The 18,085-nt window shown below is 65.4% G+C and carries 19 protein-coding genes; 15 read left to right on the top strand and 4 right to left on the bottom strand.

All coding sequences use genetic code 11. The features are described 5' to 3' along the window. The first annotated feature begins 87 nt into the window (after positions 1 to 87). Positions 88 to 426 carry a hypothetical protein gene (locus tag HDC35_RS07670; RefSeq protein ID WP_184645378.1) on the top strand — a complete coding sequence of 113 codons (339 nt, stop codon included), beginning with the start codon at positions 88 to 90 and terminating at the stop codon, positions 424 to 426. Positions 427 to 503: 77 nt separating this feature from the next. Here HDC35_RS07670 and HDC35_RS07665 read toward each other — a convergent pair whose 3' ends face one another. Beyond that, positions 504 to 1,127: a TlpA disulfide reductase family protein gene (locus HDC35_RS07665; protein ID WP_184645376.1), complete on the bottom strand. Its 624-nt coding sequence runs from the start codon at positions 1,125 to 1,127 to the stop codon at positions 504 to 506. On the opposite strand from HDC35_RS07665, the gene argH reads away from it, so the two are divergent. From argH to HDC35_RS07615, 10 genes are all read left to right on the top strand, one after another. Further along, a complete protein-coding gene (gene argH, locus HDC35_RS07660; protein ID WP_184646461.1) occupies positions 1,126 to 2,502 on the top strand; it encodes an argininosuccinate lyase in 1,377 nt (458 codons plus the stop codon). The two genes, HDC35_RS07665 and argH, sit on opposite strands and share 2 nt — an antisense overlap. Continuing rightward, the gene (locus HDC35_RS07655) at positions 2,502 to 2,753 is read left to right on the top strand and encodes a hypothetical protein (protein WP_184645374.1); all 252 of its coding nucleotides are present in this window, start codon (positions 2,502 to 2,504) and stop codon (positions 2,751 to 2,753) included. Before argH ends, HDC35_RS07655 begins: the two co-directional genes overlap by 1 nt. Before the next feature lie 127 nt (positions 2,754 to 2,880). Beyond that, positions 2,881 to 4,140: a diaminopimelate decarboxylase gene (lysA, locus tag HDC35_RS07650; RefSeq protein ID WP_184645372.1), complete on the top strand. Its 1,260-nt coding sequence runs from the start codon at positions 2,881 to 2,883 to the stop codon at positions 4,138 to 4,140. A gap of 2 nt (positions 4,141 to 4,142) precedes the next feature. After that, positions 4,143 to 4,922: a siroheme synthase gene (locus HDC35_RS07645; RefSeq protein WP_184645370.1), complete on the top strand. Its 780-nt coding sequence runs from the start codon at positions 4,143 to 4,145 to the stop codon at positions 4,920 to 4,922. Positions 4,923 to 5,180: 258 nt separating this feature from the next. Then, positions 5,181 to 5,327: a hypothetical protein gene (locus HDC35_RS07640; RefSeq protein ID WP_184645368.1), complete on the top strand. Its 147-nt coding sequence runs from the start codon at positions 5,181 to 5,183 to the stop codon at positions 5,325 to 5,327. A 65-nt stretch (positions 5,328 to 5,392) separates the two neighbouring features. Beyond that, complete coding sequence (locus HDC35_RS07635; protein WP_184645366.1) at positions 5,393 to 6,466, top strand: hypothetical protein; 1,074 nt, start codon at positions 5,393 to 5,395, stop codon at positions 6,464 to 6,466. Next, positions 6,454 to 7,353, top strand: a complete 900-nt coding sequence (locus HDC35_RS07630; RefSeq protein ID WP_184645364.1) for a transposase — start codon at positions 6,454 to 6,456, stop codon at positions 7,351 to 7,353. The genes HDC35_RS07635 and HDC35_RS07630 overlap by 13 nt, the downstream gene beginning before the upstream one ends. 175 nt (positions 7,354 to 7,528) lie before the next feature. Next, a complete protein-coding gene (locus tag HDC35_RS07625) occupies positions 7,529 to 10,378 on the top strand; it encodes a DNA methyltransferase (protein ID WP_260397620.1) in 2,850 nt (949 codons plus the stop codon). Between the two features lie 517 nt (positions 10,379 to 10,895). Continuing rightward, positions 10,896 to 12,719, top strand: coding sequence for a translation elongation factor 4 (gene lepA / locus HDC35_RS07620; protein ID WP_184645362.1), 1,824 nt, complete (start codon positions 10,896 to 10,898; stop codon positions 12,717 to 12,719). Positions 12,720 to 12,802: 83 nt separating this feature from the next. Beyond that, positions 12,803 to 13,459, top strand: coding sequence for a GNAT family N-acetyltransferase (locus HDC35_RS07615; RefSeq protein ID WP_184645360.1), 657 nt, complete (start codon positions 12,803 to 12,805; stop codon positions 13,457 to 13,459). 208 nt (positions 13,460 to 13,667) lie between these two features. Here the strand turns inward: HDC35_RS07615 and HDC35_RS07610 are convergent, their stop codons facing one another. From HDC35_RS07610 to HDC35_RS07600, 3 genes are all read right to left on the bottom strand, one after another. Continuing rightward, positions 13,668 to 13,943 carry a hypothetical protein gene (locus HDC35_RS07610; RefSeq protein ID WP_184645359.1) on the bottom strand — a complete coding sequence of 92 codons (276 nt, stop codon included), beginning with the start codon at positions 13,941 to 13,943 and terminating at the stop codon, positions 13,668 to 13,670. 183 nt (positions 13,944 to 14,126) lie between these two features. Further along, positions 14,127 to 14,426: a DUF1153 domain-containing protein gene (locus HDC35_RS07605; protein ID WP_184645357.1), complete on the bottom strand. Its 300-nt coding sequence runs from the start codon at positions 14,424 to 14,426 to the stop codon at positions 14,127 to 14,129. Between the two features lie 2 nt (positions 14,427 to 14,428). Next, a complete protein-coding gene (locus HDC35_RS07600) occupies positions 14,429 to 14,809 on the bottom strand; it encodes a hypothetical protein (RefSeq protein WP_184645355.1) in 381 nt (126 codons plus the stop codon). Between the two features lie 132 nt (positions 14,810 to 14,941). On the opposite strand from HDC35_RS07600, the gene mnmA reads away from it, so the two are divergent. From mnmA to HDC35_RS07580, 4 genes are all read left to right on the top strand, one after another. Continuing rightward, entirely contained in the window at positions 14,942 to 16,096 is a 1,155-nt protein-coding gene (gene mnmA, locus HDC35_RS07595; protein ID WP_184645352.1) for a tRNA 2-thiouridine(34) synthase MnmA, read from the top strand. Between the two features lie 59 nt (positions 16,097 to 16,155). After that, a complete protein-coding gene (locus HDC35_RS07590; protein ID WP_260397619.1) occupies positions 16,156 to 16,584 on the top strand; it encodes a hypothetical protein in 429 nt (142 codons plus the stop codon). Between the two features lie 342 nt (positions 16,585 to 16,926). Then, entirely contained in the window at positions 16,927 to 17,619 is a 693-nt protein-coding gene (locus HDC35_RS07585) for a DsbA family oxidoreductase (RefSeq protein ID WP_184645350.1), read from the top strand. 55 nt (positions 17,620 to 17,674) lie between these two features. Next, on the top strand, positions 17,675 to 17,989 hold the full coding sequence (locus HDC35_RS07580) for a hypothetical protein (RefSeq protein ID WP_184645348.1): 315 nt from the start codon (positions 17,675 to 17,677) through the stop codon (positions 17,987 to 17,989). Positions 17,990 to 18,085: the final 96 nt, after the last annotated feature.

Here is an 18,085-nt window from a genome sequence, read left to right as displayed (position 1 = left end):
TCGTCGATCAGTCGGGAAGAAAAGCAGGCCATGCTTCGTTGACTCCCTGACCCGCCCGCCAGCGGGCAGGAAATCAGGAGATGGACGATGAAAAAATGGACCACCCTCGCCGCAATTCTGGCTCTTCCCGCCACCGTCGCCGTGGCTGCCGTTCCCTATGACGCGATGCCGCCGGGGTTCGAGGCGCCGCATATCCGCACCGCCCCGATCGCAGGCGTCGTCAACCAGCAATGGTATAATTACAAGGCCGACATCCTCGAAGCCGAGAAGGAACTCACCAGCGACCTTCGCCGCGCCACCGACCGCGAGGACCGCTGGGACGCGTGGGACGAATGGACGGTCGAAGTCGTCGATGCCGACAAGGATTATGTGAAGGAAATGCGCAAGAAGGGCTATCGCGCCGGTCGCGTGACGGTCGGCAGCTAAGCCGCGCGAATTTTCCCGGAGCGCTCTCGGGTCGCAGGGAAGGGCGGGTGTCATGGGGCACCCGCCTTTTCTTGTTTTCAGGATTTCGCCTCCGCCAGCAGCGCCTTCGCCTCGGCACCCTGCCAGTCGATCGCGCCGATGACGCGCCAGATCTCGCGCCCCTCGGCGTCGTAATAGATGCTCGTCGGCAGCGCGCTGTTCGCGGCGTCGAGCAGGCCGTTCTCGGGGTCGAGATAGGGTTGCAGCGCGGTCAGCCCGGCCTTCTGGAACCAGGGGTCGACGACTTCGGCGCCCTGCAAATCCTGTGCGACCGCGATCACCGTCATCCGGTCCTTGCTGCTCGCCGCGAGCGCATCGAGCGTCGGCATTTCAGCGACGCACGGCGCGCACCAGGTCGCCCACAGATTGACGAGCAGCGGCTTGCCGCGGAAGGCGGCGAGCGACACCGCTGCGTCGTCGGGACCGCTGAAGGCGGCCTGGGGCGCGGCTTCGCCCTTGTGGCTGCGGTCGATCATATATTCGAACGCGCCGACGCCCTTCGCTTGGCCCGCCGAAACATTTGCTTGGCCTTGCGCGGCTTGCTCGCTGCCTGCCTTTTGCCTATCGCAGCCCGCGACCGATCCGGCCAGAGCTAGGGCGAGGATCAACAGCGACGGATTTGGAACGCGGCGAATGGCGAATACTCCGAACAGCAACAGCATGTGGGGCGGCCGCTTCGGTGGCGGACCCGCCGCGATCATGCAAGAGATTAACGCGTCGATCCCCGTCGACAAGCGCCTGTGGGAAGAAGATGTCGCCGCCAGCCGCGCGCACGCCGCGATGCTCGGCGCGACCGGAATCATCGACGCCGGAGACGCCGTGGTCATCGACCGCGGCCTCGCGCAGATCGCGGAGGAATTCGCGCGCGATGGCGTGCCGGTCGACCTCAGCCTCGAAGACATCCACATGACCGTCGAATCGCGGCTGAAGGAACTCGTCGGCGAAGCCGCCGGGCGGCTCCACACCGCGCGCTCGCGCAACGATCAGGTCGCGACCGACTTCCGCCTGTGGACGCGCACCGCCTGCGAACGGATCGACGCGGGGCTTGCGGCGATCCAGGCGGCGCTGCTGACGCGCGCCGAAGACCATGCGGGCAGCATCATGCCCGGTTTCACCCATTTGCAGGTCGCGCAGCCGGTCACGCTCGGCCATCACCTCCTCGCCTATGTCGAAATGTTCGGCCGCGACCGCTCGCGCTTTGCCGACGCGCGCCGCCGCCTCAACGAATCGCCGCTCGGCGCGGCGGCGCTTGCCGGCACCAGCTTCCCGCTCGACCGCGCCGCGACCGCGTCGGCGCTCGGTTTCGACCGCCCCATGGCCAACAGCATCGATGCGGTGTCCGACCGCGACTTCGCGCTCGAATTTTGCGCGTCGGCGTCGATCGCCGCGATTCACCTGTCGCGCCTCGCCGAGGAAATCGTGATCTGGGCGAGCCAACCCTTCGGGTTTATCAGCCTGCCCGATGCCTGGTCGACGGGCAGTTCGATCATGCCGCAGAAGCGCAATCCCGACGCCGCCGAACTGGTGCGCGGGCGCGCGGGGATGCTGCTTGGCGCGTTCCAGCGGCTCGCGGTGATCGTGAAGGGGCTGCCGCTCACTTATTCGAAGGATTTGCAGGACGACAAGGAAACGGTCTTCGGCGCCTTCGACGCGCTCGCGCTGTCGCTCGCCGCGATGACCGGCATGGTCGAAACGCTGGCTTTCCGCACCGACCGGATGCGCGCGCTCGCCGCGTCGGGTTATTCGACTGCGACCGATCTTGCCGACTGGCTGGTACGCGAAAACGGCCTGCCGTTCCGCGAGGCGCATCATGTCGTCGGCGCCTGCGTCAAGCGCGCCGAGGAACTGGGCGTCGAACTGTCGGCGCTGCCGGCGGAGGATGCCGCCGCGATCCATGCTGCGGTCACGCCCGATGTCCTCGCCGCGCTGACCGTCGAGGCATCGGTCGCCAGCCGCACCAGCTATGGCGGAACCGCGCCCGAACGGGTAAGACAGGCGATCGCCGCGGCGCGCGCCGCGCTGGAAGGACAGGATTGATGTCGACCAAGCGCCTCGTCATACCCGGCCTTGCCGTCGTCGCCCTGCTCGGGGCGTGCGGCAGCAAGGTAGATTTGAAGCCCGTTGCAGGCCAGCCTGCGGCTGCCATTCCCGTCGGCGCGACCCGCGCCCCGACCACGGAGGAGCTCACGACGCCTGACGCGCAGGCCCGGCCCGCGCGCAGCGACGAACTTCTCAAACGGTCCGAACGCCGCGAAGCCGACGATTTTGACTTGCCGCCTCCGGGCTGAGTCAACCGAATTTATCTGATCCGTTCGTGTCGAGCGAAGTCGAGACACCCATCGCTGTAGCTCCGTTCACAGGGGCATCTCGACTTCGCTCGATGCGAACGGGACCATAGGACTAGGATTTCCTTGAATGGACCATTTTGACTATCGTGACGGCGTTCTCCACGCCGAAGACATCCCCTTGCCGCGCATTGCCGAAGAAATCGGCACCCCCGTCTATGTCTATTCGCGCGCAACGCTCGAACGCCATGCGCAGGTGTTCCGCGACGCACTGAAGGACATTCCCAGAAAGCACATCGCTTTCGCGATCAAGTGCAACCCCAACCTTGGCGTGCTGCGCGTGCTGGCACGGCAGGGCTATGGCGCAGATGTCGTCTCGGGCGGCGAGCTCGAACGCGCGCTTGCGGCGGGCATGGCGCCCGAAGACATCGTCTTTTCGGGCGTCGGCAAGACGCGCGCCGAACTGGCGCTGGGGCTCGACCGCGGGATCGGCCAGTTCAACATCGAGCATGAGCCCGAGGGCGTGGCGCTTGCCGAAATCGCTGCGCGCAAGGAAATGACGGCGCGCGCGGTGCTGCGCGTCAATCCCGACGTCGATGCGGGCACCCACGCCAAGATCTCGACCGGCAAGGCCGAAAACAAGTTCGGCGTCGGCATCGACGTCGCGCCCGAAATCTTCGGCCGGCTCGCGGGGCTGCCGGGGCTCCAGATGCGCGGCATCGCGCTGCACATCGGCAGCCAGCTGACCAGTCTCGATCCGCTTGAGGCCGCATTCGAACGCGTCGGCCGCCTCGTCGCCGACCTCCGCGCCGCGGGGCACAGCATCACCCATGTCGACCTCGGCGGCGGTCTCGGCGTCCCGTACAAGCCCGACGACAATCCGCCGAGCCCGGCCGAATATGGCGCGATGGTCGCGCGCGTGACCAAGGATTGGGACGTCACCTTGATGTTCGAACCGGGCCGCGTGATCGCGGGCAATACCGGCGTGCTGCTGACCGAGGTCCTGTGGGTCAAGCCCGGCGCGACCAACCCCTTCGTCATCGTCGATGCGGCGATGAACGACCTCGCGCGCCCGGCGCTCTACGATGCATATCACGACTTCGTCGCGGTCCGGCCCACGGGCGAAAAAATGACCGCCTCGATCGTCGGCCCGGTGTGCGAAACCGGCGACACCTTCGCGCGCGACCGCACGACCGACAAGGTCGAGGCGGGCGACCTTGCAGTGTTCCGCACCGCGGGCGCCTATGGCGCGACGATGGCGTCGACCTACAACAGCCGCAGCCTGGTGCCCGAGGTGCTCGTCGATGGCGAGCGCTATATCGTCGTCGCCGACCGCATCGCCGCGGGAACGATCATGGCCGCCGAGCGCGTCCCCGACTGGATCGACTGAGCATGGAACAGCTCCCCGTCTTCCTGAACCTCCGCGGCCGCACGGTCGTGCTGGTCGGGGAGGGGGAGGCTGCCGATGCGAAGGCGCGGCTCATTGCGCGCGCCGGCGGGCGGATCGTGTCGGCATGGGAAAAGGGCGCGACGCTGGCCTTCGTTGCGCTCGACGAAGACGCCGCGGCGCGCGCCGCCGCCGCCGATCTTCGTGCGCGCGGCCTGCTCGTCAACGTCGTCGACCGCCCCGACCTCTGCGATTTCACCACCCCCGCGATCGTCGACCGCGCGCCCGTCACCATCGCCATCGGCACCGGCGGCGCGTCGGCGGGGCTTGCGAAAGCCGTCCGCCAGCGTATCGAGGCGCTGCTTCCTGCGACGCTCGGCGATCTTGCCAGCGCACTTTACGCTGCGCGCGCCGCGATGAAGGCGCGCTGGCCCGCCGCCGCCGACCGCCGCCGCGCGATCGACGCCGCGCTGGCAAAGGGCGGCGCGCTCGATCCGCTGGCCGATGCCGCGGCGGACCGCGTGGAGGAATGGCTCGCCGCTTCCGCGCCGCCGTCGCCCTCGCGCCTCGAAACCATCTCTTTGACCAGCGCCGACCCCGACGAACTCACCCTCCGCGCCGCGCGCCTTCTGGGCGAAGCCGACCATATCTTTCACACGCCGGCCATCCCCGCCGCGATCCTCGGCCGCGCCCGCGCCGACGCGGTGCGGCACGTCGCCGACGAGCCGCCCGCAGACACGCCCGCCGGCCTCTCGCTCTGGCTCGACATAGAGCGCGGCGGCTAGCGACCGGAAGCGGGCGCTATTCCTCCCCATGCCTCCGGCACAGGGAGGACCTTTCTTTTCTCGTCACCCCGGACTTGATCCGGGGTCCATGACTTCGGCGCTGCGATGGATCCCGGATCAGGTCCGCGATGACGAGGTCGCCGGCCCACAACTCGCAGTCGCCCGGCGCGATTACGATAAGTTAATTCGGCGATCGCGGCGCGCCCTCTTACGCCCGGGCTGCGGCCCCGTTGCCGTGGACTGACAGAGGAGGGTAATATGGATCTGCCGTCGATCGATATCGACAGCGTGCCGCTGCTGGAAACCGCAGTCGGCCTGTTCGGGTCGCTGCTCGGCGAGAGCGCGTCGTCCGGACCCTCGGTGTTCGAGATCGCGGTCACCATCGCGCTCATCGTCAACGACTGACCCGTTGCGGCGGCGGGGTGGCGGCGTCCGACCGGCGCCGGCCCGTCTTCCGTCCGGCTTGCATCATGCCTCGCGCGCCATCCCGCCACGACCATTTCCCGCGCTTCGATGCAGAGCGCCGCGCCGGTCTGCGCCGCGCGGCCGCCGATGCGGCGGCGGTCTGGCGCGCCGCCGACAGCGCGCCGGGCGGGCTGGTCGCCGCGATGGATGCGCTTGCGGACGCCCCAGCCGATGTCGCGGTCGAACGCCTGCTGCCCTGGCTGGATGATATCGGCTGGCTTCGCGCGCGCCTCGACGCCGCACTCGCCTTGCTCGCCGCCGATCCCTTTGCGCGGCCGCCGCTGCGCCCTGTCGGCCAGGGCGGCGGGGCGGGCGGGCTGATCCTCGCCGAACGCGGCGCGATCCGCCTGACGCTCCAGCTGACGCCTTTCGCGCCCGCCAAGTCTCCGCCCGCGCCCGCCGCCTCGCTCGTCTTCGTCCCCGGCCGCGCCACATACCGCGTCCTCGCCGCCGGCGGCGCGCTTCTTTGCCCCTATCGCGTCGCGGTCGGCGCGGGCGAAGCGGCGGGGGGCTTTACCGCCGCCGCCGCCGCAACTTGCCGCGCCGGGCCGCCGCGACCGCTGGTGGAGGGCGCGATCCTGCACCTCGACACCGCGCGGCAGGGCTTCACCCTCGCCGCTGCGCGCGGCGACGTGCTGCTGCTCGAACTCGCGGTCCAGCCGCCGTCCCCGCTGCCGGTCCGCAGCTATGACGTCGCGAGCGGCCGCCTCGTCCATGTCAGCGCGTCGCGCCGCGGCGCCAGCTTTCGCGGCGTCGCGCTGACGCTGCTCCGCCAGCTTGGCCGCACCGACGCCGCGCCGCTGTTCGCGGCCGAGACGCAGGCCGGCGATTTCGCCGCGCGCTGGCACGCGATGCGCGAGTTGGTCGCGCTCAATCCCGCCGCGGCGCATCCCCTGCTCGCGGCGATGGCCGCGCGCGACCCGCATGCCGAGGTGCGCCGCGCGGCGGCGGCGACGCTGGCGCTCTTTCCGCCTTCCGGTGAGACGGGGCGGAAGGGGGGCGGAGGGCCGGGGCCTTGCACAAGCCCGGCGCCCTCCGCCCCTTATCGCCGCGACGACGCGCCGCCGTGCCGCGCCTGATCGATCCGCCAGGCACCCCCGCGCTCGACCTTGCCGAAGTCGCCGCGCGCCTCGATGAAAGCGGCGTCGACCTCGCGGGCGAAGACAGCATCGCGCAATGCGCCGCGCTCCTCGCCGGGCTTCAGCGCAACCGCCATTTTCTTGCCGACCGCGTCATCGCGGCGCTCAAGGCGAGCTATGCCGAGCAACTCGAAATCAACCGTTATTCGGCGCAGGTCTTCCTCCTGCACCGCAGCCCGCGCGGCTATTACCTCCGCGCCAACCTCTGGCCCGCCGCGCGCGACGCGGTCTATGCCGCCAGCGGCCCCGCCGCCTTCTCCTACGGCGTGCCGCACGACCATAATTTCCATTTCCTCACCGCCGGCTATTTCGGCCCCGGCTATGTCAGCGACTATTATGAGTATGATGCGGAGCAGGTCGACGGCCGCCTCGACGAGCCGCTGAACCTGCAATTCGTCGAACGCAGCCAGCTCAGCGAAGGCCGGATGCTCCTCTACCGCGCCCACCGCGACATCCACAGCCAGCTCCCGCCGGCAAGCCTCTCGGTCAGCCTCAACATCATGGACGAGGGCGAACATATCCCCTGGCGCGACCAATATATCGTCGATCTGGGCCAAGAAGCGGACAAAGGCGGCACGATCGCGAAGCGCCCGACGCTGACCAGCGGCGAAATGCTGCTTCGCTGCGCGGTCCACCTGACCGACAATGCCAGCGACATCGCCGACCATTTCGCACGGGCGCACCCCGTCCCCCGCGTCCGCGCAAACGCCATCGCCGCGCTCGCGGCGGTGGAGGCGGGCGCGGGCCGGGCGACGGTGCTGGAACGCGGGATGCGCGATGTGCACGCGCGGGTCAGGGACGATTGCCGACGGTGGCTGGCAGAATGATCCTCCCTGTGGCAAAGCCATGGGGAGGTGGCAGCGCGAAGCGCTGACGGAGGGGCTTTGGAGCACCGTCGCCGCCCCGCCGCCATGCGTTTCAGGGTCCCCTCCCCATGCTTGCGGCGCAGGGAGGATTTCTGGTTCACACCAGCTTTCGTTCAATTGTTGAAACGCTTGCCCCTTGGCGCTCGAATCCGCTTCGTCTAGCGTTGCTGCCGAAAGGACGGGGGCGGCCATGCGACTGAGTTGGGACGAGATCAAACGCCGCGCCAAGGCGTTTAGCGAAGAATGGCACGACGCCCATTATGAAAAGGGCGAGACGCAAAGCTTCTACAACGACTTTTTCGACATTTTCGGCATCAAGCGCCGCACCGTCGCCGTCTATGAACAGCGCGTCAAACTGCTCGACAACAAACATGGCTTCATGGACCTGTTCTGGCCGCGCACGCTGCTCATCGAACAGAAATCGAGTCGCCTCGACCTCGGCAGGGCGCAGGGACAGGCGCTGACCTATATCGACGGCATCCACCCGACCGAACAGCCGCGCTGGGTGCTGGCCTGCGATTTTCAGAACTGGAACCTGCTCGACCTCGAAAGCGGAACCGAGCTGAAATTCCATCTCAAAGACCTGCACAAGCATATCACCGCCTTCGACTTCATGCTCGGGCGGCGCGTCAGTTTCGAAAATCAGGCGGGGGTGACGATCAAGGCGGCGGAGCTGATGGGCAAGCTCCACGACGCGCTGGAGGATGCGGGCTATACCGGCCACGACCTCGAACAATTTCTTGTCCGAATCCTCTTCTGTCTCTTCGCCGACGACACCGGCATTTTTCAGCCGAAGGATATTTTCCTTCAGCTGATCGACAACGACACGCGCCCCGACGGCAGCGACACCGGGCTGGTGCTCAGCCAGCTGTTCGACGTGCTCGACACGCCAGAGGGTCAGCGACAAAAGGGGCTGTCGGGCGAACTCGACGCCTTTCCCTATGTGAACGGTCAGCTCTTTGCCGGTCGCCTGCGGATTCCACAATTCGACCAAAAGATGCGCGATCATCTGCTCGATGCGGCGCGCCACGACTGGTCGGGGGTTTCGCCCGCCATTTTCGGTTCGCTCTTTCAATCGGTGATGGACGCAAAGGAGCGCCGGGCAAAAGGCGCGCACTACACCACCGAAGCGAACATATTGAAGGTCATCGGCCCGCTCTTCCTCGACGATCTGAAGGACGAGCTGGAAAAGCTGAAGGCGCGGCGTACCGGCAAGGAAAAGGCGCTGATCGAATTTCAGCACAAGCTGACGCGCCTGACCTTCCTCGACCCGGCCTGCGGTTGCGGCAATTTTCTCGTCATCGCCTATCGCGAGTTGCGCCGTCTCGAACTCGACTGCCTGAAATCCCTCTACGGCGATCAGAATATCGACGCCGCGCTTTTAAGCCGCGTCACCGTCGATCAATTTTACGGCATCGAATATGAAGAATTTCCCGCGCGTATCGCCGAAGTTGCGATGTGGATGATGGATCATATCGCCAACAACGAACTCAACGAGGCGTTCCGTACCAACTATGCCCGCATCCCCCTGACCGGCGGCGCGACAATCCTCCACGGCGACGCGCTCGAGGTTGATTGGGCCGACCTGCTGCCGCCCGAAAGATGCAGCTACATCATGGGCAACCCGCCTTTTGTCGGGCAGAGCTACCAGACGCCATTCCAACGCGGGCAGATGGCGCGGATAATCAATGCGCCATCGGGACGCGCTGGCTCACTCGATTATGTCACGGCTTGGTTTATCAAGGCCGGGCAGTATATTCAGTCGAACAAGCGCATCCGGTTTGCGTTCGTTTCGACCAATTCGATCACCCAAGGTGAACAGGTCGCACAGTTATGGCCGATCCTCTTCGACCGATACGGTCTAGAAATCACATTTGCTCATCGCACCTTTAACTGGGGGAGCGAAGCGCGGGGCAAGGCACATGTCCATGTCGTCATCATTGGGCTGGTGCACCGCGACCATGAACCTGTCGAAAAGCGGCTGTTCAGCTATCCCAACATCAACGGTGATCCCCTTGAGAGTCGGCATGGCGCTCTCACGGCATATCTATTCGACGGCAAAGGCGTCGCTAACACGCACTTGGTCGTACGCGATCAGAGAAAGCCTCTGTGCGATGTTACGCCGATGCGTATGGGCAGTAAGATAGTTGACAATGGAATATACCTGTTCAGCCCGAGCGAACGTGATCGTTTCCTAGAAGCGGAGCCGGGGGCGGCTCATCTTATGATTCCGATAGTAGGGTCTCAGGAATACATAAGGGGAGAAAGCCGGTGGATATTGATGCCTAGCTATGCTTCTCCGGCCGACCTTAAGCGGCTGCCTATGGTTTTGGAGCGTGTGAAGGCGGTTCGAGAATACCGCGCAGCTAGCAGAAAGGAGGCCACGAGGAAATTGGCGGCGTTTCCGATGGAATTTGAAGTTACGACTATCCCGAACAGTCCATATCTCGCTATCCCAAAAGTAAGCGGCGAACGAAGAGATTATATTCCAATCGGTTGGCTTGAACCTCCTACGCTGCCAAGTCAGTTGCTACAGGTGGTGTTGGATGCCGATCAGTGGACATTTGGAGTCTTAACTTCCAAGATGCACATGGCCTGGATGGCTCACGTTGGTGGGCGGCTTAAGAGTGACTATCAATATAGCATCGGCGTAGTTTACAACACCTTCCCTTGGCCCGACCCCACCCCCGCGCAGCGCACCAAGATTAAAGCGCTCGCGCAGGCAGTGCTCGACGCGCGCGCCGCGCATCCAACGTCCAGCCTCGCCGACCTTTACGATCCCGACACCATGCCGGGCAATTTGCGTAAAGCCCATGCCGCGCTCGATCTGGCGGTCGATAAACTCTATCGGTCCGCGCCCTTCGCCTCCGACCGCGACCGCGTCGAACATCTGTTCGGCCGCTACGAAGCGCTGGTAAACCCGCTCGAACGCGAGGCGGCGAAACAGAATAAGCGCGTGGCGCGCAAGGCCGCGAAACAGGGCTGACGCCGCGCTGTGCACGCCCGCCTACCTTCCTCGTCATGCTGAACTTGTTTCAGCAGCCATGGTCGGCCCGGTCCTTCAGCGGGTCGTTTGACGAGAGCGCGACCCATGGACCCTGAAACAATTTCGGGGTGACGTTAGAGCAGGGCGACCGGCGCCGCGCGGCCCACCGGCGCTTCTCCGCGCGCGCCCGCACCTCCACGAAAAACCGCTTTCCTACATTATCCCGCCATGCCAGCGTCGCGGCCTTCGCTCTTTGACTCGTCCGATTCCGCTCCCGCCGCGACGCCTGCGCGCGCCGCCGCACCGGACGGGCGCGGCGATGCGATGCGCACAGGGCTGACTTTCCCTGACCTTTGGATCGACGCCGCGCCGCCTTTCGTGGCCGACCTCGCGCCGCTCTTGCCTATCCCTCGCCGCTTAAAGCCACAAAGGACACAATCCCGGCCCGCGCATGCGGGGCTTTTGTGGCTTTAAGACCCTGCTGACAGCGCCGCAAACCCCTGCTAGTGCGCCGCGCATGACCACGCCCTTGTCCCATATCCGCAATTTTTCGATCATCGCGCACATCGACCATGGCAAGTCGACGCTCGCCGACCGGCTGATCCAGTTCACCGGGGGGCTCACCGCGCGCGAAATGTCGGCGCAAGTCCTTGATAATATGGATATCGAGAAGGAGCGCGGCATCACGATCAAGGCGCAGACGGTGCGCCTGAAGTACACCGCGAAGGACGGCGAAACCTACGAGCTCAACCTGATGGACACGCCGGGGCACGTCGACTTCGCTTATGAAGTGTCGCGCTCGCTCGCGGCGTGCGAGGGCGCGCTGCTCGTCGTCGACGCGGCGCAGGGGGTGGAGGCGCAGACGCTCGCCAACGTCTATCAGTCGATCGAGCATGATCATGAAATCGTGCCGGTCATCAACAAGATCGACCTGCCCGCCGCCGACGTCGACAAGGTGAAGGCCGAGATCGAGGATATCATCGGGCTGCCCGCCGACGACGCGGTGCTCGCCAGCGCGAAGTCGGGGATCGGCATCGAGGAATGCCTCGAAGCGATCGTGACGAAGATCCCGCCGCCGAAGGGCGACGCCGCGGCGCCGCTCGTCGCGATGCTCGTCGACAGCTGGTACGATCCCTATCTCGGTGTCGTCATCCTCGTCCGCGTGATCGACGGGGTGCTCAAAAAAGGCCAGCAGATCAAGTTCATGCAGGCGGGCACCACCCATTTGATCGACCGGGTCGGCTGTTTCACGCCGAAGCGCGAGGAACTGACCGAGATCGGTCCGGGCGAGATCGGCTTTATCACCGCGCAGATCAAGGACGTCGCGCAGGCGCGCGTCGGCGACACGGTGACCGACGCGAAAAAGCCCGCCGCGGCGCCGCTGCCGGGGTTCAAGGAAGTCCAGCCGGTCGTCTTTTGCGGCCTCTTCCCGACCGACGCCAACGACTTTGAAAAGCTGCGCGAAAGCATCCAGAAGCTCCGCCTCAACGACGCGAGCTTCTCGTTCGAAATGGAAAGCTCGGCCGCGCTCGGTTTCGGCTTCCGCTGCGGCTTCCTGGGGCTCCTCCACCTCGAAATCATCCAGGAGCGGCTGACGCGCGAGTACGACCTCGACCTGATCACCACCGCGCCGTCGGTGGTCTACAAGCTGAAGCTCGGCCACACCAAGAACGAGGCGGCGAAGGAGATCGAGCTCCACAACCCCGCCGACATGCCCGACCCGAACCGCATCGACGAGATCGAGGAGCCGTGGATCGAGGCGGTGATCTACGTTCCCGACGATTATCTCGGCCCGATCCTGAAGCTGTGCCAGGACCGCCGCGGGGTGCAGAAGAACCTGACCTATGTCGGCGGCCGCGCGCAGATCACCTATGAACTGCCGCTCAACGAAGTGGTGTTCGACTTCTACGACCGGCTGAAGAGCATTTCGCGCGGCTATGCCTCGTTCGACTATCACCAGATCGGCCACCGCCCCGGCGACCTCGTCAAGATGAGCATCCTCGTCAACAACGAGCCGGTCGATGCGCTGAGCATGATCGTCCATCGCGGCAGCGCCGAAAGCCGCGGCCGCGGCATGTGCGAGCGGCTGAAGGACCTGATCCCGCGCCACATGTTCAAGATCCCGATCCAGGCGGCCATCGGCGGCAAGGTGATCGCCCGCGAGACCATCGCCGCGCTGCGCAAGGATGTGACCGCGAAATGCTATGGCGGCGACGCCACCCGCAAGAAAAAGCTCCTCGAAAAGCAGAAAGAGGGCAAGAAGCGGATGCGCGAATATGGCAATGTGAACATTCCGCAGGAAGCCTTCATCGCTGCGCTCCGCATGGGCGACGACGCCTGACCGGCTTGATGCTCTAGGCCGGCGGCGGCGCGAATTGCCAGCGTCGCCGGTCTTGCCTATCCTGCGTGCCGCAGGAGGCCGCGATGACCGGGACGACGGACAGGCAAGCGGGAGCGCCCGCGCAGGCAGCGGCCGGGCGGCTGGGCGATATCGCGGTGCACAGCGTGCTGAATGACGGGACGCAGGTGTGTCTGCGCACGATCACCCCCGACGACGAGGCGCTGCTGCGCGAAGGGGTCGCAAAGCTGTCCTCCGAGTCGCGCTACCTGCGCTTTTTCTCGCCGGCGCCGATGTTGCCCGACGCGGTGATCGAACGGCTGGTCGATGTCGACGGGCACGATCATATCGCCTGGGGCGCGATCTGCAGCGAATGTCCGGGCTGGCCCGCGATCGGCGCGGTGCATGCGGTGCGCCATCGCGGCGGCCCGAACGGCGAGAGCCGCGTAGGGGAATATTCGGTCGCGGTGCTGGACGCCTTCCACGGCAAGGGACTGGCGCGGATGATGACCGCAGCGCTGTTCGTCCAGTGCCTCGCCGAGGGACTGACCGAACTCGACGTTCACACCCTGTCCGAAAATCGCGCCGCGATCGCGCTCGTCCACGCGCTCGGTGCCAAATGGACGGGCGAGAGCGCGGGCGTGGCCGAATATACGGTCGACGTTGCCGGGGCGCTCGAGGCATTGCGCGCCGATCGCGCCCAGCGCGGTATCCAGGACGTACTGGCGCAGCTCGGCGCCTGACGAATGGCTGGTCCTCCCCGCCGCCGCGGGTCGCAGACGGCGGCAGGGAGGTGAGGGGGCAAGGGTGACCTCGCCGCCCCGAAATTGGGATTAGCGCGCGCGGCGCGGCGCAGCGGTGACGCGGGTCACAGCGTGGCGACCGTTCCGGGCATGCAAAAAGGGCGCCGGAGCTTGGCTCCGGCGCCCTTTGGCGATCCCGGAAGAGGGATTATTTGGTTTGCGTGTCGCCGACGCCGGTTTCGGACGGGGCGATCTCGCCATTGTCGTCCATCGCGTTGGCCTTTTCCTCGCCCATTTCCTCGACCTTGTCGGCCTTCTCTTCCATTGCTTCCTTGGCGGGGCCTTCGGGCATGGTGTCAGCCTGATCGTCGATCGCGTCGGCTTGGGCTTCGGCCTGGTCCTCGACCTTGTCGGCGGCCGGGCTCTGGCAGGCGCCGAGCGAGAGGGCCGAGGCGGCGGTGAGGGCGATAATCATCTTGCGCATGTCGAGTTCTCTCCAAAAATTGACTCAGCCGCTTAACGCGGGATGAACGGGAGAGTTGCAAAGAAAACGTCATCCTATTGAAAACAGCAGCGCTTTCTTCGGGTTTCGGACGCTGTCCGCTGTTCGAAGACAAAAAAGAGGGCGCCCGAAGCGCCCTCTCTCGTCCTGGTCCGGTCCCGCGGCTCAGAAGCGCTGTTGGCGCTCGTAGAGGTCGCGATAATGCTGGATGCGCGTTACACGCAGTCCGGGCATGCCGCTGCGGTCGATCGACCGCTGCCAGCTGGCAAATTCCTCGAGGGTCAGCCCGTAGCGTTCGCACGCCTCGTCGACGGACAGCAGTCCGCCGTTGACGGCCGCAACAACCTCCGCTTTGCGGCGAACGACCCAGCGGGTCGTCGATGCGGGCGGCAAGGTGTCCAGCGTCAGCGGTTCGCCCAAGGGGCCGATGACCTGTGCGGGCCGGATTTTCTGATTCTCGATCATAGTCATTCCATATTTGCATCGTCGGAGGGGGGTGGTTCCGACGATTTTTGATCTAGGCCAGAGGGATTCAACATCGACTGAAGCCCTCTGGTAAACAGGTCATTCATAGTTTCCGGCAGGGCGTTCACCTCGTCCGACAGATCGAGGAAGCGAACGACGCGTGGCGCCGTTTGTTCCGTCGTCCGGCGCGCGCCGCCCAGAATTCGACGCAGGGCGTTAAGCGTTGCAGCGTGCGATTCGCGCACCGCCTGCGCTCGCACCAGCCGCGCCGTCGGCAGCATCGCCTGACGCGCCCCGGACACGGCCATGATGATGTCGAAGGCGGGCTTCGACATTCTCGTGGCACCGGGCAGGCGCGGAAATTCTGACGGGGCGACGTTCATGATGCCGGTTTAGCGCAGAGGACCTAAAGTCCCGTAAATGCCCGTTTCAGTCCCTGTTAGCGAAGCTTAACCCCCGTCAATATCTTGACGTGCATGGCGGAAAAGCTGGTATTTCGAGGCCCGAATCCCTAGATGGCGCCGATCATGATCGATATGATTTCCTCCCCCGCCGGACTTGCCCGGGCCGATTTTCAGCTGCCCATGCCGCTGAAAGACAGGCGAATCGTCGTCGCGATGTCGGGCGGAGTCGACTCGAGCGTCGTTGCCGCGCTCGCGGCGCGGTCGGGCGCCGAGGTCATTGGCGTGACGCTGCAACTCTACGATCATGGAGCGAAGGCGAAGCGCATCGGCGCCTGCTGTGCCGGTCAAGATATTCGCGACGCGCGCGCGGTCGCCGACCGGCTGGGCTTCGCGCACCATGTCTATGACCATGAAAGCCGTTTCCGCGACACGGTGATCGACCAGTTCGCCGACGAATATCTGAGCGGACGGACACCGATCCCCTGCGTGCGCTGTAATATGGGGGTGAAATTCACCGACCTGTTCCGCCTTGCGAAAGAGCTTGGCGCCGATTGCCTTGCGACCGGCCATTATGTCCGGCGCGTGATGGGGCCCGCGGGCTCCGAACTGCACCGCGCGATCGACCCGGCGCGGGACCAGAGCTATTTCCTGTTCGCGACGACGCAGGACCAGCTCGATTTTCTGCGCTTTCCATTGGGAGGCCTCGAAAAGAGCGTGGTGCGCGAGATCGCGCGCGACCTGGGGCTTGGCGTCGCGAGCAAGCCCGACAGCCAGGACATTTGTTTCGTTCCCGACGGCGATTATGCCACGCTGGTCAGGAAGCTGCGCCCCGAAGCCGACGACCGGGGCGCGATCGTCCATGTCGACGGCAGCGTGCTCGGGGCGCACAAGGGGCTAATCCATTATACGGTCGGCCAGCGCCGCGGGATCGAGATCGGCGGTCGGGCCGAACCGCTTTACGTGGTGCGGCTCGATGCGGAAAAGAAGGAAGTGATCGTCGGGCCGCGGCGCGCGCTTGCCGTGTCAGGGGCGCGGCTGGGCGAGGCAAACTGGCTAGCGGCGGTCGAGGGGCGCGACGTGCTGGCGAAGGTGCGCAGCATGGCGAAGCCGGTACCGGCGACGATCGCGGGCGACCGGCTGATCTTTGCCGAAGCCGAATATGGCGTCGCGCCGGGACAGGCGGCGGTGCTCTACGATACCGCCGACAATTCACGCGTGCTCGGCGGCGGCTGGATCGAAGAGACGTTCGCTTCCTCCGGTCTTTGAAGCGGAAGAGATTGAACTTTCTCCCCCGATGGCGCAGCTTGCGGCAAACCGGGAGAAAAATGATGGTCGATATGGTCTTGCGCGGCGCCGTCCTGCTGTGGGCGGCATTTTTTGGCATCGTGGGCGCGCGCGGGTTGATCGATCCAGCGAGCTATACCGAGACTTTCGGCTTTACGATCAGCGGGGTCGCGATCAACACCCTGCGCGCCGATCTGTCGTCCTTCTTTCTTGTATCGGCGGGCGCGGCGGCGCTCGGCGCATTGGTCCCGGCGTGGGTACGCGCGTTGCTGGTGCCCGCGGCGCTTTACGGCACCGCGCTGGCCGGGCGGCTGTTCGGAGCCGCGAGCGGTGATCCGGTCAATTCGGGGATCGTGCAGGGCATGATCGTCGAGGCCTTGTCGGTGCTGCTGATGATCGGCGGTTGGTGGGTGCTGTCGCGGCCGGCGCCGGTGGCTCCGGTCGATGGAACGGCCAATGCAGGTCATTAACTCGGCAGATCGTCGATTTTCGGCCGGACGTGGCCGATAGAGATATGAACCCCGGCGAAAGCCGGGGCCAACAAGCGGCGGATCCGGACCGTTGCTTGTCTTTTTTAGCATTATATGAGTTACTGAGTGCCGGGTCGCTTCCATTTTCCTTTGGGCGGGGAGGAAGCCTGTGGCAGACGGTGACGATAAGAGGGTGCGTTCGGACCGGCGTGCGGGCGACCGACGCAAGGCCGAAGATCCCGGTTACAATGGGCCGGATCGCCGCAAGGGCGACCGGCGAACGGGCAAGGATCGCCGTGCAGCCGATTGAGCACGGCGCGCCGCGCCGGCAGGAGATCGGCTTTGACTGAACCGCGGGTTCCGCGCCTGAGCGTCGATATCGTATCCGACGTGATGTGCCCGTGGTGCATCATCGGCTGGCTGAAATTCCGTCAGGTCATGGATTATTTCGCCGGACGACTGGATTTTCGCATTCAGTGGCATCCCTTCGAGCTCAATCCCGACATGCCGCCGGAGGGCGAGGATGCGGGCAGCCATGTCATGCGCAAATATGGCATTGGCCCCGAGCAGAGCCGCGCCAATACGGGGCGGCTCGCCAGTCTCGCCGGCGAGCTGGGCTTTGCCTTCAACCGCGGTCCCGATTTCCGCATGCGCAACAGTTTCGACGCGCACCGCCTGCTGACGTGGGCCGGCGCGATAGAGGAGCCCGAGCAGGAGGGGCCTACCGGGGTGCAGACGGCATTGAAGCTGGCGCTATTCGCCGCGCATTTTACCGACAATCGCGATGTCAGCGACCATGGCGTATTGGCGGATGTCGCAGCATCGGTCGGGCTCGACCGCGACCGCGCGGTGGGGATCCTTGCGTCGGGCGAGTTCGGCGACATGGTGCGCACCGAGGAAGCCTATTGGGCCGACCAGAATATCACCGGCGTGCCCGCCTTCATTCTGGGCGGTCGGATGCTGATTCCTGGCGCGCAAGATCCGGAGGCGTTCATCCGCGTAATCGAGAATAAGGTGCTCGCCGCGACCGTCTGAGGAACGGCACGACGAAGCTGTGCGTTTTCCGGCCATCCCCTGAAAGGAGCTGGCCATGATCGACGATCCCCGCATACCCCCCGCAGCAGATGCCCCAGAAGCCCGCAACCGCGAGCAGGATGACGAGAGCGCGCAGGCACAAAGCGTCGCCGAGGCGGCGCGGCGCGAGACGCGCCTGGAGGATAGTGCCAAGAAGCCGAGCGGCGACGCGAGCGACGATGTGCAGGATCTGGTCGATCATATGCGCCAGATGGAACGATCGGGCCGGATCGACATGGACGCTTATCGCGGCGAGCGCAGCGACGATGACGAGGATGACGAATTGGGGCCAGGCGGAGTGGACGACGACGAGCCGCGCGGCGCGCCCTGATCGATCGACATAGGGTCTGAAACGGTGCCGGAGCGAATGCGATTGCCGAGCCTTGGCTGCCATTGCGGAGATGCCTCGTTGGGATTTTGCTAAGCC

It is taken from the genome of Sphingopyxis sp. JAI128 (assembly GCF_014207235.1).
Classification (GTDB): Bacteria; Pseudomonadota; Alphaproteobacteria; order Sphingomonadales; family Sphingomonadaceae; genus Sphingopyxis.
This window is presented reverse-complemented; position numbering and strand designations above follow the sequence as displayed.

Bases quoted from the DNA above. Each gene is read 5' to 3' on its own strand.
- HDC35_RS07670 (WP_184645378.1), top strand. From the start codon at position 88: ATGAAAAAATGGACCACCCTCGCCGCAATTCTGGCTCTTCCCGCCACC.
- argH (WP_184646461.1), top strand. From the start codon at position 1,126: ATGTGGGGCGGCCGCTTCGGTGGCGGACCCGCCGCGATCATGCAAGAG.
- HDC35_RS07665 (WP_184645376.1), bottom strand. From the start codon at position 1,127: ATGCTGTTGCTGTTCGGAGTATTCGCCATTCGCCGCGTTCCAAATCCG.
- HDC35_RS07655 (WP_184645374.1), top strand. From the start codon at position 2,502: ATGTCGACCAAGCGCCTCGTCATACCCGGCCTTGCCGTCGTCGCCCTG.
- lysA (WP_184645372.1), top strand. From the start codon at position 2,881: ATGGACCATTTTGACTATCGTGACGGCGTTCTCCACGCCGAAGACATC.
- HDC35_RS07645 (WP_184645370.1), top strand. From the start codon at position 4,143: ATGGAACAGCTCCCCGTCTTCCTGAACCTCCGCGGCCGCACGGTCGTG.
- HDC35_RS07640 (WP_184645368.1), top strand. From the start codon at position 5,181: ATGGATCTGCCGTCGATCGATATCGACAGCGTGCCGCTGCTGGAAACC.
- HDC35_RS07635 (WP_184645366.1), top strand. From the start codon at position 5,393: ATGCCTCGCGCGCCATCCCGCCACGACCATTTCCCGCGCTTCGATGCA.
- lepA (WP_184645362.1), top strand. From the start codon at position 10,896: ATGACCACGCCCTTGTCCCATATCCGCAATTTTTCGATCATCGCGCAC.
- HDC35_RS07615 (WP_184645360.1), top strand. From the start codon at position 12,803: ATGACCGGGACGACGGACAGGCAAGCGGGAGCGCCCGCGCAGGCAGCG.
- HDC35_RS07610 (WP_184645359.1), bottom strand. From the start codon at position 13,943: ATGCGCAAGATGATTATCGCCCTCACCGCCGCCTCGGCCCTCTCGCTC.
- HDC35_RS07605 (WP_184645357.1), bottom strand. From the start codon at position 14,426: ATGATCGAGAATCAGAAAATCCGGCCCGCACAGGTCATCGGCCCCTTG.
- HDC35_RS07600 (WP_184645355.1), bottom strand. From the start codon at position 14,809: ATGAACGTCGCCCCGTCAGAATTTCCGCGCCTGCCCGGTGCCACGAGA.
- mnmA (WP_184645352.1), top strand. From the start codon at position 14,942: ATGGCGCCGATCATGATCGATATGATTTCCTCCCCCGCCGGACTTGCC.
- HDC35_RS07590 (WP_260397619.1), top strand. From the start codon at position 16,156: ATGATGGTCGATATGGTCTTGCGCGGCGCCGTCCTGCTGTGGGCGGCA.
- HDC35_RS07580 (WP_184645348.1), top strand. From the start codon at position 17,675: ATGATCGACGATCCCCGCATACCCCCCGCAGCAGATGCCCCAGAAGCC.